Source organism: Chitinophaga sancti (assembly GCF_034424315.1).
In the GTDB taxonomy this organism is placed as follows: domain Bacteria; phylum Bacteroidota; class Bacteroidia; order Chitinophagales; family Chitinophagaceae; genus Chitinophaga; species Chitinophaga sancti.
The window spans coordinates 5,170,078-5,182,717 of sequence record NZ_CP139972.1 but is presented as its reverse complement, the minus strand read 5'-3'; the positions used below and the strand labels follow the sequence as shown (position 1 = coordinate 5,182,717).

Genomic DNA, 12,640 nt, shown 5'->3' with positions numbered 1-12,640 from the left:
CCTGAGGCGGCTTTTTTATGCACAGTGGATAACTTATTTCTCGTGAATCTCCACCGTCGTACTCGATAATTTCACTCCCTGTTTTTCCAGGATACTGATAAAACCAAAGTTCAACTCACTCCGCAGCTGATTGAAAGGCGCAGCCTCAATTACATTGGTGAGATACGTGATCTGAAATACATAGGTCGTACTGGTAAAGTCATGAAGATTCACAATGAAGCCATCCGCCACCTTGTCATGCTGTTGAAGCAGCTGCTTAATATCCTGTAATACTTTCAGCAGCTTATCAGCAGCAGTATCACCCGCTACTTCCAGTCGTATCACTACTCTTTGCTGCGTGCGCAGTGAAAGATTATCCAGGATACTATCCACCATTTTTTTGTTGGGCACAGTTACAAAAGTCTTATCCTGTGTGCGGATCCGCGTACTGCGTAACCCAATTTTTTCTACAGCACCCTGGTAAGCATCCACCCTCACAGTATCTCCTACACGGAAAGGCTTGTCGAAAAAGATGATGAAAGAACATATCAGGTTCTCAATGCTCTCCTTGGCTGCAAGTGCAAGAGCTGCAGCACCGATACCAAGACCTGCAATAATTTTGTTGACGAGCACCGCACCAAAAAGAATGCGGATGAAGGCAATGGCACCAAAGATAAAAACGATCGCCTTGAAGAAATCCCTGAAGAAAACGATAAACTGGTTGTCCGTCTTATCGTGTAGCAGATCCGCACTCTTGCTGATCATCAGCGATACAAAGTCGATCACACGAAGAATAATCCAGATGATAGACACAGAAAGCGCCAGTTCCAGCAAAGTGCCCAATATTGCCTTTAGCCTGAACCCATTGTAAATAACAATGTTTGCCTGTGGCGGAAAATTCAGGTGATCGATGGTTAGCATGAAGGCCACCAGCAGGAAGAAGTATTCCAAAGGTCGCAGCAGCAGATAGGAAAACTCCTGTTGGCCGATATCAGGTGCCCACCTCCTGACTTCTTTAAAAAGGAGATTAGCCAGCCATTGTGAAAGATACCGCTTGATCATCGAGACAAACAGCAGCACAATGGCCAGAACAAAATAATTCTGGAGAGGGTTGCCAAGAATAACCTGGTCGAGCATGTTGTTCATATTGCGCGAAATTACAATATTAGTATATTCTTCTGCTTCCCATATCAGTAATAACTATTACACCCGGTTGTTTTCCTTTTTCAAAACTGCCATACCGTTTGGTGATTCCCAATGCTTTGGCTCCATTCAGTGTCGCCCATTGCAGTATTTCCTCCAATGGAATTTCCGGAAAATGCGCGCGTATTGCCTGTATCTCTTCCCAGATAGACAACTGGTGATTAGACGCCAGGCTATCCGTACCCAGGGTAATCGTGCAGCCTTCACTACGCAACAATGAAATATCCGGCAGGCGCTTTTCTATATACAGGTTGGCCTGTGGGCACAGGCACCAGTAAGCATCAGGAGCATGCAGTTTTGTAAACTGTACATCTTCTTTTGTTGAGAAAGTATTGTGCACCAGAATCAGGGGCAAGTGCTTAAAATAAGGTAACCAGGCAGGTAAACTGGTACCCCCGGTCGGTACAAATGCAGATGCATCCATACCAAAGTGCTGGTAGAAATCCAGGAAAGCCCCTGTTTTATCCTTATATAATTGGTTTTCCGCCGCAGTCTCCTGGTTATGAATGGTGATAGGGGTATTATCTGGCATTAGAGACAGCAGGGAAAAAAGTGCCTTACTCACTGAATAGGGAGCATGTGGCACTACAGAACAGGTATGCATCTCATCGTTCAGCGCCCTGAACTGCTCCAAAACGGAAAGGCTGTAATCCAGCCTGCTCTGGGCTGCACCCGGTACAAACCCCATTGTCTCCACAAAAGAATGGTAATAAATAGGTGCTCCCTGTTTTTGGGTAAGGGTAGCTGTACCATTACAAATATCTCCGATGGCCGAAATTCCAGTTTCCCACATCGCTGTTGCCGCCATTTTCATAGCTGCCTCATCCTGCCCTCCCCTTTTTTCCATTACCTGTGTCAGGAAGGCAGGCAGCCCGGTTCCTTCCGGGATCACCCCTTTCATATGAGACAATTCCAGGTGACAATGGCTGTTCACAAAGCCCGGACTGAGTATGCCTTCCACGAATTGCACACCATCCCCGGCCAGTTCCTCAGGTACAATATCTACGACAGTACCGTCTCCGGAGAGGATCAGCACATTGTTTCCGGACAATATTTTCCGCCCGTCAAAGAGGGCTGTTCCTTTAAATTTTAGCTGTTGGGTCATAATTATCCTAAAGATGTTAATTTTGCCGGCAATTGATAAGTCGACCAATCACCGACCATTCAACAAAGATAATTATGATAGATAAACTAGAAGCGATCAAAGGCCGGTTTGAACAGGTCTCCCTTGCCCTTACCAACCCCGAAGTTGTGAGCGACAATAAGCAATTCAGCAAACTGAGCAAGGAGTACCGTCAGCTGGAAAAAATCGTGAAAGCCTACGATACTTACATCAAACTGCTGGATAGCATCGCCTTTAACAAGGAAGTACTTGAAGGTGGTGACGAAGAAATGAGGGAGCTGGCTAAGGAAGAAACCGAAGCACTGGCCAATCAGAAAACAGAGCAGGAGGAAATAATCCGCAACCTGCTGATTCCAAAAGACCCGCAGGATGAAAAGAATGCGATTCTTGAAATCCGTGGTGGTACCGGTGGTGACGAGGCAAGCCTCTTTGCCGGAGACCTGCTGCGTATGTACCTGCGTTTCTGTGAACTCAGGGGCTGGAGCACCAATATCCTGAGTGAAACCGCCGGATCAGTAGGTGGTTACAAGGAGGTGGTCGTAGAAATAAATGGTGATGATGTATATGGTACCCTGAAGTTCGAATCAGGTGTACACCGTGTACAACGTGTACCCGCAACAGAAACTTCCGGCCGTGTACACACTTCCGCTGCTACGGTAGCAATCCTGCCCGAAGCCGAAGAAGTGGATGTGGATGTAAGGGACGCGGATATCAAGATGGATACCTTCCGTTCATCAGGAGCGGGTGGTCAGCACGTAAACAAAACTGAGTCTGCAGTTCGCCTGACACACATCCCTACCGGTGTGGTAGTAGAATGCCAGGAAGGACGTAGCCAGCACTCTAACCGTGATATTGCGATGAAGATGCTGCGTACTCGTATCTACGAAGCTGCGGTACGTAAGCATGAAGAAGCGATTGCTTCACAGCGTAAGAGCCTTGTATCTACCGGCGACCGTTCTGCTAAGATCAGGACTTACAACTATCCACAGGGTAGAGTAACCGATCACCGTATTGGAATGACAGTGTATAACCTGGATGCGTTTACAAACGGTGAAATCGAAGAAATGTTGAAGGCCCTGGCGTTTGCTGAAAACGTAGAAAAAATGAAAATGGGTAGCTAAGCTACAGGTAGTAATAATTCAATGTGAAACGCTTTTGCCATTTCGGTGAAAGCGTTTCTTAGTACATCATAGCCCTTTGTCAGCCGGCTGCAAGCCTTAGCCCCTTTTGCCGAAGGCGAAAGTTAGAACAGTGGCTAATGATGGCAAATCATAAATATGAAACAATAGTGTTACATTTGTTTTTTCACTAATACCTATAGTCATGTTTGCCTTGATTTACCAAAATCTGGCAACATATTTGTCTCATATCTTTTAGTAATAAATATTCGTACAATGAAAAGAATCAATCCTATCGTAGCAGTAGTATTGTCTGCCACCATGTTATTTAGCTGTAGCACCTGGAATGGAATGAATAACACCCAAAAGGGCGCAGCCATTGGTGTAGGTGGTGGTGCAGCCACTGGTGCTGTGATCGGCAAAGCTGCAGGTAATACAGCACTGGGTGCAATTATCGGTGCCGCAGTAGGTGGTGGAGCCGGTGTATTGATCGGTAGAAAAATGGATAAACAGGCACAGGAAATCAAAACAACTGTACCAAATGCTACCGTAGAACGTGTAGGGGAAGGCATCAACGTAACCTTCAACTCAGGCGTACTCTTTGGTTTCGACAAATCTGACCTGACTGCTACCGCACAAACAAACATTCAATCACTGGCGCAGGTACTTAACAAATATCCTGACACCTATGTACGCGTAGAAGGTCATACAGATACAACAGGTACCGATGCTTACAACTATGCACTCTCCGAAAGACGTGCAACTGCAGTAGCAAACTACCTGAAAACACAGAACGTAGCTGCTAACCGTGTTCAAACATACTGGTATGGCTCTAAACAGCCTGTAGTACCAAATACAACAGATGCTAACAGGGCAAAGAACCGTCGTGTGGAATTCGCAATCTATGCGAACGACAAGATGAAGCAGGATGCGAAGAGCGAATCAGGACAATAATAAGATTTCCTTCATACACATATAATGAAAAAGGCCGTATCCATAGATACGGCCTTTTATGTTGAATTACTTTTTTAACCACCACTTTCGCACTAATAGGAAGGCAACAATCCCACACAGCGCCCCAATCGAATCAGCTAACACATCCATCATATCAAAACTACGCTCCACTGCCCAGTACTTTTGAATATACTCGATCATCAGGCCATAAAATGCTGCAATGAACCAAAACAAGCTCAGTGTCAGTACAGAAATATGTCCTTTACTTCTGTGGTAACCAATACACAACAGGAGCACAGTACAGCCAAACAAGCCCAGGTGCACGATCTTATCCATATGTATCTTCTCAAAAAAAGGATCTTTTGGAAGATCGCTTCCAGGTAAAGTACATAAGTATAATACCAGCAATATCCATAATATAGCAGGCCAATAGTATCTGATAATCCTCATCGCTGGCACTTCTGAATGTTTTTAAAGGTAATTTAATGACTCAATTTTAAAGCCGGTCGCAGGCCGGAATGACTTCCCCCTAAAAGATTTAAATTGAATCACAGATAATCTTAATAATCATAAAGGTATAAGGTTCCAAAGTCGTTCACAACTTTAGCTCCTTATACCTCTAGTTTTTAACCTTTTATTAAGGAATATACTTATTCGCCAACAAGTGCACCATAAGCCGCTGCATCCAGCAGGCCCGCTACATCTGCAGGGTTCTTAACTGTCATCTTGATCATCCAGCCATCGCCGTAAGGATCAGAGTTCACCAGCTCAGGTGAGCTGTCCAGTTCTTCATTAATTTCGTTTACAGTACCAGCTACTGGCAGGAACAGGTCAGACACAGTCTTTACTGCTTCTACAGTACCGAATACTTCTTCTGCATCCAGTGATTTACCAACGGTTGGAATGTCTACAAATACGATATCTCCAAGTTCACGCTGAGCGAATTCAGTGATACCGATAGTCGCTGTATTACCTTCCAGTAACACCCATTCGTGATCTTTGGTGTAACGCAGATTTGACGGAAAATTCATGGCAAGTTTGATTTTAAGGCGTAAAAGTAAGGAAAACCTAAAAGAACAAAAATTTCTTCACCACTCTTATCTTCATAGCCACATCTTCAAGTGGCCTGTCATTTCCATCAGTTTTCATTCCTGCAATCTTATCAATCACGTCCAGGCCTTCCACAACCTGTCCAAATACAGTGTAACTTTGATCCAGTTGTGGCGTACCACCATACTTCTTATAGTATTCCCGCTGATCAACAGGGATCTTCCTCCCTCCCAGTCTGCCCTTCTCTAACTTGTCCAGTTCCTCATCTGTCCACACTTTTCCCTGCACGATATAAAACTGACAACCTGAACTTGCTTTGGCAGGATTATTATCTCTGGCCGCAGCAAGCGCCCCTTTTTTGTGATACAGGTTCAGCTGAAACTCAGCCGGAATTGTGTAATTCACATCTCCGTTCCCCAGCATGGCTCCTTTGGCTGCATGCTTTGAATCAGGGTCGCCCCCCTGTATCATAAAGCCTTTGATCACCCTGTGAAATAACGTACTATCGTAAAAGTGATGTTTCGCCAGTTTGATAAAATTATCCCGGTGCTTTGGAGTCGTATTATACAGTTCAATCACCATTGTGCCATAAGGCGTAATGATCTTTACCTTACGGTTTTTAGCAGCCATAGTGGGTAGTGTGAGTATTAAACACACAAAGAGTAGCCATCGTTTCATGGGGGCATGATTATTTTAGAGTTGTTTGCGTAGCAGCCAGTCGGTATCTTCCTGTTGACCTAACTTGAAGATATGGCTGCCGAATTTTTCAAAGCCATTCTTTTCGTAGAACTGATAAGCTTTGGTATTGTACTCCCAAACCCCGAGCCAGATCGTTTTGATATTATGTTGCGCAGCTACTTCCAGCGCATAGTCCAGCAGGAACTGTCCGGCTTTCATACCCTGAAATGCTTTCAGTACATAGATCTTTTCAAGCTCCATCACGGGAGCCGGATCCAGGGGATCGTGGTGATCCGGTTGCTTGTGTAAGTTGAGTTTCAAAAAACCTGCGGGGGAAGTGCCTTCATACAGAATGTAGTATAAACAGCCAGGGGCCGACATTTCAGCGGTCAGCGCTTTCCTGGATTTCTTCTCTTCCATAAAAGTATTGAAGTCCGCCGGGTTGTATTGATGAACAAATGTTTCAGTAAACGTCCGCTGCTCAAGCATCACCAGCAGATCCATCAACTCAGTAGAAACGGGCACAACGTGTAATGATGTATCCATAGCCAGGGTGTGTAATTTATATCAGGAGGGGGTTTTATCGTCCCTCCTGATCGTCAAAATATGCAATAATATGCTCCTGCAAAAATCTTTCCTGTTCCGGCATACTCATTTTGGGTACAGGCTGTGCTTCTTTAAAATGAGGCCAGCCATCCTTGTCGTATCCTTCCAGCTCAAAATAACCACTTTGGCTCAGTAAAGTACATGTTGCCACATGCATCAGGTCCTGTTTCTGCTCCTTTGTCCACTTCTTTTTCATGTTCCCCAGTTCCTGTGCACCTATTAAAAAGAGAATAGCCTCCATGTTAGGGGTTTTCCCGAATCGTTCCGTAAACATATCCAGCACCCTTTTCCATTGCTGCTCAAATTCCTCTGCCATTTTATAATTATTTAATTATGAACCTTCTATCCCTGCAAATGTACGTTATAAAAAAAGATGATATAAATATGCGGGGGCTTTATTAATTTGGGGGGCTCATACGTTATTTATAATGCAAGGATTACAGATTAATAAATGCATGTATCTGAGAACCATATCGTAATTTGGAAATTGTAATTTGTAATCCTATTCTTAACAGCATTTTAACGGCCATATCAGCTTATCTGACAGTGTTTTCCTGGCAGAAAGTTTTACTTTAGCAAACTTGTAAATAATAAATAAGCATGGAGAATACTTCGTATGATATCCGTCAACTAAATGAAAAAATCCACGAGGCCAGCGCATTTGTAGACCTGCTGAACCTCGAGCTGGGCAAAGTCATTGTAGGGCAGCGTTACATGGTAGAGAGATTATTGATAGGGCTGCTGGCACAAGGCCACGTATTGTTGGAAGGTGTACCCGGTCTGGCAAAAACCTTGTCCATCAAATCCCTCTCTTCTGCCATTAACGGTAAATTCAGCCGTATCCAGTTTACTCCGGACCTGCTGCCTGCAGACGTGATCGGTACTATGATATACAACCAGCAAAAGAACGAATTTGTAGTAAGACGTGGTCCTATCTTCGCCAACTTTATCCTGGCGGATGAAATTAACCGTGCCCCTGCAAAGGTGCAGAGTGCCCTGCTGGAAGCCATGCAGGAAAAACAGATCACCATCGGTGATACTACCTTCAAACTGGAAGAACCTTTCCTGGTACTGGCTACCCAGAACCCAATCGAGCAGGAAGGTACTTACACCCTGCCTGAAGCACAGGTTGACCGTTTCATGCTCAAAGTGGTGATCGGCTATCCTACCAGGGAAGAAGAACGCCTGATCATCCGTCAGAATCTGAATCCTCAGCCTTCTCAGAAGATCAATCCCATCATTCAGCCTGCCGACATCATGAAGGCTCGTGACCTGGTGCGCGAAGTGTATATGGATGAGAAGATCGAACGTTATATCCTCGATATCGTATTCGCTACCCGTAACCCGGAAGAATATAAACTGCAGAAACTGAAGCCACTCATCGCTTATGGCGGTTCTCCGAGAGCGAGCATCAACCTGGCAATGGCTGCAAAAGCTTATGCCTTTATGAAACGCCGCGGGTATGTAATCCCTGAAGACGTTCGCAGCATCTGCTTTGACGTAATGCGTCACCGTGTAGGCCTCACCTACGAAGCGGAAGCCGAAAACGTGACCAGCGAAAACATCCTGAGCGAAATTCTGAATGCTGTAGAAGTACCTTAATCGGCCCCCTCTGTAGCAAACAGTTTTGTTAAAAGTTAATGTACAACCGGTGGATACTGCAGAAATACTTAAGAAGGTCAGGCAGATAGAGATCAAAACCAAAGGTCTCTCCAATCACATCTTTGCGGGCGAATATCACAGCGCCTTCAAAGGCCGTGGTATGTCTTTCAGTGAAGTGCGCGATTACCAGGTGGGAGACGATGTGCGGGCAATCGACTGGAACGTGACGGCCCGTTTAAATCATCCCTTCATCAAGGTATTCGAAGAAGAACGTGAGCTCACCGTAATGCTGCTCGTAGATGTGAGCGAAAGCTCCCTCTTCGGTACCGTACGGCAGAACAAGCGGAGTATGATGACGGAACTCTGCGCTGTACTGGCCTTTTCCGCTATCAAGAATAATGATAAAGTGGGGGTGATCTTCTTCAGCGACGGTATGGAAAAATATATCCCGCCTAAGAAAGGTAAATCCCATATCCTGTTCATCATTCGCGAACTGCTGTCCTTTACGCCTACCCGCAAAGGCACTAATATCAGGGAAACACTGCGTTTCTTTAACAATGCTACGAAGAAAAAGAGCATTGTGTTCATGCTGAGCGACTTCCTGACAGGCGACTACCAGGATGCGCTGAACATTGCCGCCAAACGCCACGATGTGGTAGGTGTGCACGTGTACGATCAGCGTGACAAAGAACTGCCACCGGTAGGACTGATACAGATGCAGGATTCTGAAACCGGTGCACGCCAGTGGGTGGATGCTTCTGACAAACAGGTGCAGCAGTATTATACCCAATCGTTTCAGCAGCACGTACAGTATTGCCGCAATTCCTTCAAGAAGAGCGGTGCAGACCTGATCAGCATCCGTACGGATGAAGATTACGTAAAGGCCTTACGGGGCTTCTTTACAAACAGGTGATAGTTTAAAGATGAGCAAATTAACATGGGTAAACAGATCATAGTTAAAACACTTATTTTATTTGCAATGCTGGGTACTGGGCTTGCGTCGCAGGCCCAGGTGCAGGTGAGCGCCCGTACAGATACCAACAGGATCCGTATAGGTGAGCAGGTAAAACTTATATTGTCTGCCACTGTACCTGATAAAGGTGCTGGCAACGTAGTATTCCCCCAGTTACCCGATTCCTTTACCCACTGGGAAGTAGTGAGCCGTACCGGTTTCGATACCTCTGCTGCCAATGGCAACAAAGTATTTCAACAAACCCTTGTGCTCACAAGCTTCGACAGCGGTAGCTGGAACCTCCCTGCCTTAAAATTTGATGTGATCAGTAATGGTGCAGTTGCTGATTCTGCCTTCACCGATTCCCTGCTCGTAGATGTAGGAACCGTTGCGGTAGATACTACCAAAGCATTCAAACCTATTAAAGCTGTACGTTCAGTGCCCTGGAGTTTCTGGGATTACTGGCTGTATTTTGCAATTGGTATCAGCGGCATCATCATAGGCATCGGATTGTTTGTTTATTTCCGCAGCCGTCCTAAGAAGGTAGTGGTGAAACCTACAGCTCCTGCTGTTCCGCCTTACGAGGTAGCATTACTGGCACTGAGACAACTGAAAGAGGAAAAACTGTGGCAGCAGGGAGATGTGAAGCAGTATTATACCCGCATCACAGACATTCTGCGTGCTTACTTTGAACAGCAATTCAATATCCCTGCGCTGGAGCAAACCAGTGAGGAACTGTTACAGCATATCAAGCCGGTAACGATTCTGAACCAGCAGCGTGACAGGTTGAGAGACCTGCTGACGATAGCTGACCTGGCTAAATTTGCGAAACTGACGCCTACTCCTGAAGAGCATGAGCGGGCACTGTCACAGGCATTTGAAATTGTGGAGTGGACAAAGCCGGCAGTGGAGAAAGCGAAAGAAGGGAATGATGCCGGGAAAACAGAAGGTGCTGGCAGCTAAGGATGTTGGTATTAACGGAAAATGTTAGCAAGGAAAGAAACTAGTGAAAGAGTTAGCGAAATTGTTGACAAATAGTTGAATCCGTGAAAGTGACGCTCGCAAAAACTAACCGGGCAGGCAAAAACTTGAACCAGGAAATTATTTTAGATACATGGATTTTTCAGTCTGGAAAAATATTGAATTTGCCCATCCTGCCTACTTTGGCCTGTTGGTACTGGTGCCGGTAATGATTTACTGGCATTATGCAAAGCAGCAAAGGAAACAGGTGGCTATGGATATGTCTTCCCTTCAGGGATTGAAGGGATTACCGGTATCCTGGAAAGTGCGGTTCCGCCCTCTCCTGCTTATCCTGCGCCTGCTGGCGTTCAGTGCGCTGGTCGTAGCGCTGGCAAGACCTCAGACCAACAACACATCTGAAAGCATAGACAGTGAAGGGATCGACATTGTAATGGGAATAGACATCTCAGGTAGTATGCTGGCAGAAGACCTGCAACCTAACCGCCTGGAAGCTGCCAAAAAAGTGGCAAACGACTTTGTGGATCGCCGTATCAGTGACCGTATTGGCCTGGTGATCTTCTCGGGAGAGAGCTTTACACAATGTCCGATCACTACAGACCACGCTGTGTTGAAAAACCAGATTGCCGGTATCAAGAGTGGTATGCTGCAGGATGGTACAGCAATCGGGATGGGGCTGGCAACAGCAGTAGATCGTCTCCGTAATTCCAAAGCGAAAAGTAAGGTGATCATCCTCCTGACAGATGGTGTGAACAACGTAGGGTTGATAGACCCGCTGACCGCTCTTGAAATTGCCAAAGCATTCAAAACCAGGGTATACACAGTTGGTGTGGGTACCATCGGAAAGGCGCCTTTCCCGATGACCATGCCGGATGGTAGTATCCAGATGGCGATGCAGGATGTGCAGCTGGATGAACCGCTGATGAAGAAGATCTCTACAGAAACAGGCGGTAAATACTTCAGAGCTACCAACAACAGAGATCTGGAAAATATTTACGGAGAGATCGACAAGCTGGAAAAAACAAAGGTAGAGATCACCTCCTACAAGCGATTTGCAGAACATTTCTTCCCATTTGCCATGCTGGCCCTGGTCTGCATACTGCTGGAAGTAGTGCTTCGCTATACCGTTTTCCGGAGCCTGCCATAAAATTATTTATAACAGCTGCCGCCTTAGCAGCAACTGTTATCACTCAAAAAACTCGCAGCTGCCAAAGGTAGATGCGAGTTTTTTGTATTTTTACACCCACTTAATTTAAAACAACACATTTGCAGGCACTAATCTACAGATCCACCGGCAGCTGGTACACCGTAAAAACTACTACCACCGGCGAAATATTCCAGGCACGCATCAAAGGCGTACTGAAGCTGGATGAGGACATCACCTCTACCAATCCTATAGCCGTAGGCGATATTGTAGACATCGTTCCTGAAGAGGGCGATGCCAATGCAAAAAATGCGATGATCACTGACATCGAACAGCGACGCAACTACATCGTCCGCAGCTCCCCGCATAAGAAAGGAAATGCAAAACACATAGTAGCCGCCAATATGGATCAGGCCATGCTCATCTGCACCGTAAAAGAACCCAGAACCTCCAATGGCTTCATGGACCGTTTCCTGGTCACAGCTGCTGCCTACCACATTCCCGTAGTCCTGGTGTTCAACAAAAAGGATATCTACAAAGAGAAAGAAATAGACCGGTTTGCTGAATTAGCCGCCCTGTACGAAGATATTGGCTATACCGTAAAACTGGTATCTGCCGCTACCGGCGATGGTGTGGATGAACTGGAAGCGATGATGAAGGATAAAACCACCCTCATGTCCGGGCATTCCGGCGTAGGAAAATCTTCGCTGATCAATCGATTATTACCAGGCCTGGAACTCCGTACAAAAGCTGTGAGTGGTTGGAGTGGTAAAGGTTTGCACACGACTACCTATGCGGAAATGTATGACCTGCCAATCGGTGGAAAACTGATAGATACGCCAGGCGTCAGGGAATTTGGGATAGTGGATATAGACAAGCCGGAGCTGTCACATTATTTTCTCGAAATGCAGCCATATCTTTCACAGTGCCAGTTTAATAACTGTTTGCATATCAATGAACCCGGTTGTGCGGTGAAAGCTGCGGTAGAGGCTGGGGAAATAGATATGGAAAGGTATGTGAGTTATGCGACGATATTGGAATCAATAAAGGAGGAGGAGTATTAATGCCTGTTCTTCTTATGATGCTTCCCCTGCATCTCATCCAATATCTTCTCCGCCCCCCAGTTACTCCTCGGTTGCGGACACCCCGTCTTCCTCGTCCTACAGGAACTCAATCCCACCAGGCCAATCACGAACATGCAAATTAAGAATGTACGTATCATTAGAATACCCGGTTAGACATTTGTTTAGAAG

The 12,640-nt window shown here is 45.8% G+C and carries 15 protein-coding genes; 7 read left to right on the top strand and 8 right to left on the bottom strand.

The annotated features are described in order from the left end of the window. Window positions 1–33: 33 nt before the first annotated feature. On the bottom strand, window positions 34–1,125 hold the full coding sequence (locus U0033_RS20050; RefSeq protein ID WP_072358470.1) for a mechanosensitive ion channel family protein: 1,092 nt from the start codon (window positions 1,123–1,125) through the stop codon (window positions 34–36). 19 nt (window positions 1,126–1,144) lie between these two features. After that, entirely contained in the window at window positions 1,145–2,287 is a 1,143-nt protein-coding gene (locus U0033_RS20045) for an amidohydrolase family protein (protein WP_072358468.1), read from the bottom strand. A 74-nt stretch (window positions 2,288–2,361) separates the two neighbouring features. Here U0033_RS20045 and prfA point away from each other — a divergent pair, with 74 nt between their 5' ends. Both prfA and U0033_RS20035 read left to right on the top strand, forming a co-directional pair. Next, a complete protein-coding gene (gene prfA, locus U0033_RS20040; RefSeq protein ID WP_072358466.1) occupies window positions 2,362–3,426 on the top strand; it encodes a peptide chain release factor 1 in 1,065 nt (354 codons plus the stop codon). 273 nt (window positions 3,427–3,699) lie between these two features. Then, window positions 3,700–4,377, top strand: coding sequence for an OmpA family protein (locus U0033_RS20035; RefSeq protein WP_072358464.1), 678 nt, complete (start codon window positions 3,700–3,702; stop codon window positions 4,375–4,377). 66 nt (window positions 4,378–4,443) lie between these two features. Here the strand turns inward: U0033_RS20035 and U0033_RS20030 are convergent, their stop codons facing one another. The 5 genes from U0033_RS20030 to U0033_RS20010 all read right to left on the bottom strand — a co-directional run bounded on the left by U0033_RS20030 (window position 4,444) and on the right by U0033_RS20010 (window position 7,027). Then, window positions 4,444–4,713 carry a VanZ family protein gene (locus U0033_RS20030; protein WP_177318562.1) on the bottom strand — a complete coding sequence of 90 codons (270 nt, stop codon included), beginning with the start codon at window positions 4,711–4,713 and terminating at the stop codon, window positions 4,444–4,446. Window positions 4,714–5,027: 314 nt separating this feature from the next. Continuing rightward, window positions 5,028–5,408 (bottom strand): glycine cleavage system protein GcvH, encoded by a 381-nt coding sequence (gene gcvH, locus U0033_RS20025; protein WP_072358460.1) that lies wholly within the window; start codon window positions 5,406–5,408, stop codon window positions 5,028–5,030. 37 nt (window positions 5,409–5,445) lie between these two features. Then, a complete protein-coding gene (locus U0033_RS20020) occupies window positions 5,446–6,105 on the bottom strand; it encodes a peptidylprolyl isomerase (protein ID WP_072358458.1) in 660 nt (219 codons plus the stop codon). 15 nt (window positions 6,106–6,120) lie between these two features. Beyond that, complete coding sequence (locus U0033_RS20015; RefSeq protein WP_072358456.1) at window positions 6,121–6,651, bottom strand: GNAT family N-acetyltransferase; 531 nt, start codon at window positions 6,649–6,651, stop codon at window positions 6,121–6,123. 34 nt (window positions 6,652–6,685) lie between these two features. Then, window positions 6,686–7,027: a hypothetical protein gene (locus U0033_RS20010; RefSeq protein ID WP_072358454.1), complete on the bottom strand. Its 342-nt coding sequence runs from the start codon at window positions 7,025–7,027 to the stop codon at window positions 6,686–6,688. A gap of 284 nt (window positions 7,028–7,311) precedes the next feature. On the opposite strand from U0033_RS20010, the gene U0033_RS20005 reads away from it, so the two are divergent. The 5 genes from U0033_RS20005 (at window position 7,312) to rsgA (ending at window position 12,451) form a co-directional block, all read left to right on the top strand. After that, window positions 7,312–8,313, top strand: coding sequence for an AAA family ATPase (locus tag U0033_RS20005; RefSeq protein WP_072358452.1), 1,002 nt, complete (start codon window positions 7,312–7,314; stop codon window positions 8,311–8,313). A 25-nt stretch (window positions 8,314–8,338) separates the two neighbouring features. Continuing rightward, complete coding sequence (locus tag U0033_RS20000; protein ID WP_245801728.1) at window positions 8,339–9,226, top strand: DUF58 domain-containing protein; 888 nt, start codon at window positions 8,339–8,341, stop codon at window positions 9,224–9,226. Window positions 9,227–9,250: 24 nt separating this feature from the next. Continuing rightward, window positions 9,251–10,228, top strand: a complete 978-nt coding sequence (locus tag U0033_RS19995; protein ID WP_072358448.1) for a hypothetical protein — start codon at window positions 9,251–9,253, stop codon at window positions 10,226–10,228. A 151-nt stretch (window positions 10,229–10,379) separates the two neighbouring features. Beyond that, entirely contained in the window at window positions 10,380–11,390 is a 1,011-nt protein-coding gene (locus U0033_RS19990) for a vWA domain-containing protein (protein WP_072358446.1), read from the top strand. Window positions 11,391–11,509: 119 nt separating this feature from the next. Then, on the top strand, window positions 11,510–12,451 hold the full coding sequence (gene rsgA / locus U0033_RS19985; RefSeq protein WP_072358444.1) for a ribosome small subunit-dependent GTPase A: 942 nt from the start codon (window positions 11,510–11,512) through the stop codon (window positions 12,449–12,451). On the opposite strand, the gene U0033_RS19980 is transcribed toward rsgA, so the two are convergent. After that, window positions 12,448–12,609, bottom strand: a complete 162-nt coding sequence (locus tag U0033_RS19980; RefSeq protein ID WP_177318561.1) for a hypothetical protein — start codon at window positions 12,607–12,609, stop codon at window positions 12,448–12,450. The two genes, rsgA and U0033_RS19980, sit on opposite strands and share 4 nt — an antisense overlap. Window positions 12,610–12,640: the final 31 nt, after the last annotated feature.

Excerpts from the sequence above, each read along its gene's own strand:
- U0033_RS20035 (WP_072358464.1), top strand. The coding sequence starts at position 3,700 with ATGAAAAGAATCAATCCTATCGTAGCAGTAGTATTGTCTGCCACCATG.
- U0033_RS20050 (WP_072358470.1), bottom strand. The coding sequence starts at position 1,125 with ATGAACAACATGCTCGACCAGGTTATTCTTGGCAACCCTCTCCAGAAT.
- U0033_RS19980 (WP_177318561.1), bottom strand. The coding sequence starts at position 12,609 with ATGATACGTACATTCTTAATTTGCATGTTCGTGATTGGCCTGGTGGGA.
- gcvH (WP_072358460.1), bottom strand. The coding sequence starts at position 5,408 with ATGAATTTTCCGTCAAATCTGCGTTACACCAAAGATCACGAATGGGTG.
- U0033_RS20010 (WP_072358454.1), bottom strand. The coding sequence starts at position 7,027 with ATGGCAGAGGAATTTGAGCAGCAATGGAAAAGGGTGCTGGATATGTTT.
- U0033_RS19990 (WP_072358446.1), top strand. The coding sequence starts at position 10,380 with ATGGATTTTTCAGTCTGGAAAAATATTGAATTTGCCCATCCTGCCTAC.
- U0033_RS20020 (WP_072358458.1), bottom strand. The coding sequence starts at position 6,105 with ATGAAACGATGGCTACTCTTTGTGTGTTTAATACTCACACTACCCACT.
- U0033_RS20045 (WP_072358468.1), bottom strand. The coding sequence starts at position 2,287 with ATGACCCAACAGCTAAAATTTAAAGGAACAGCCCTCTTTGACGGGCGG.
- U0033_RS20030 (WP_177318562.1), bottom strand. The coding sequence starts at position 4,713 with ATGGATAAGATCGTGCACCTGGGCTTGTTTGGCTGTACTGTGCTCCTG.
- prfA (WP_072358466.1), top strand. The coding sequence starts at position 2,362 with ATGATAGATAAACTAGAAGCGATCAAAGGCCGGTTTGAACAGGTCTCC.
- U0033_RS19995 (WP_072358448.1), top strand. The coding sequence starts at position 9,251 with ATGGGTAAACAGATCATAGTTAAAACACTTATTTTATTTGCAATGCTG.
- U0033_RS20015 (WP_072358456.1), bottom strand. The coding sequence starts at position 6,651 with ATGGATACATCATTACACGTTGTGCCCGTTTCTACTGAGTTGATGGAT.
- U0033_RS20005 (WP_072358452.1), top strand. The coding sequence starts at position 7,312 with ATGGAGAATACTTCGTATGATATCCGTCAACTAAATGAAAAAATCCAC.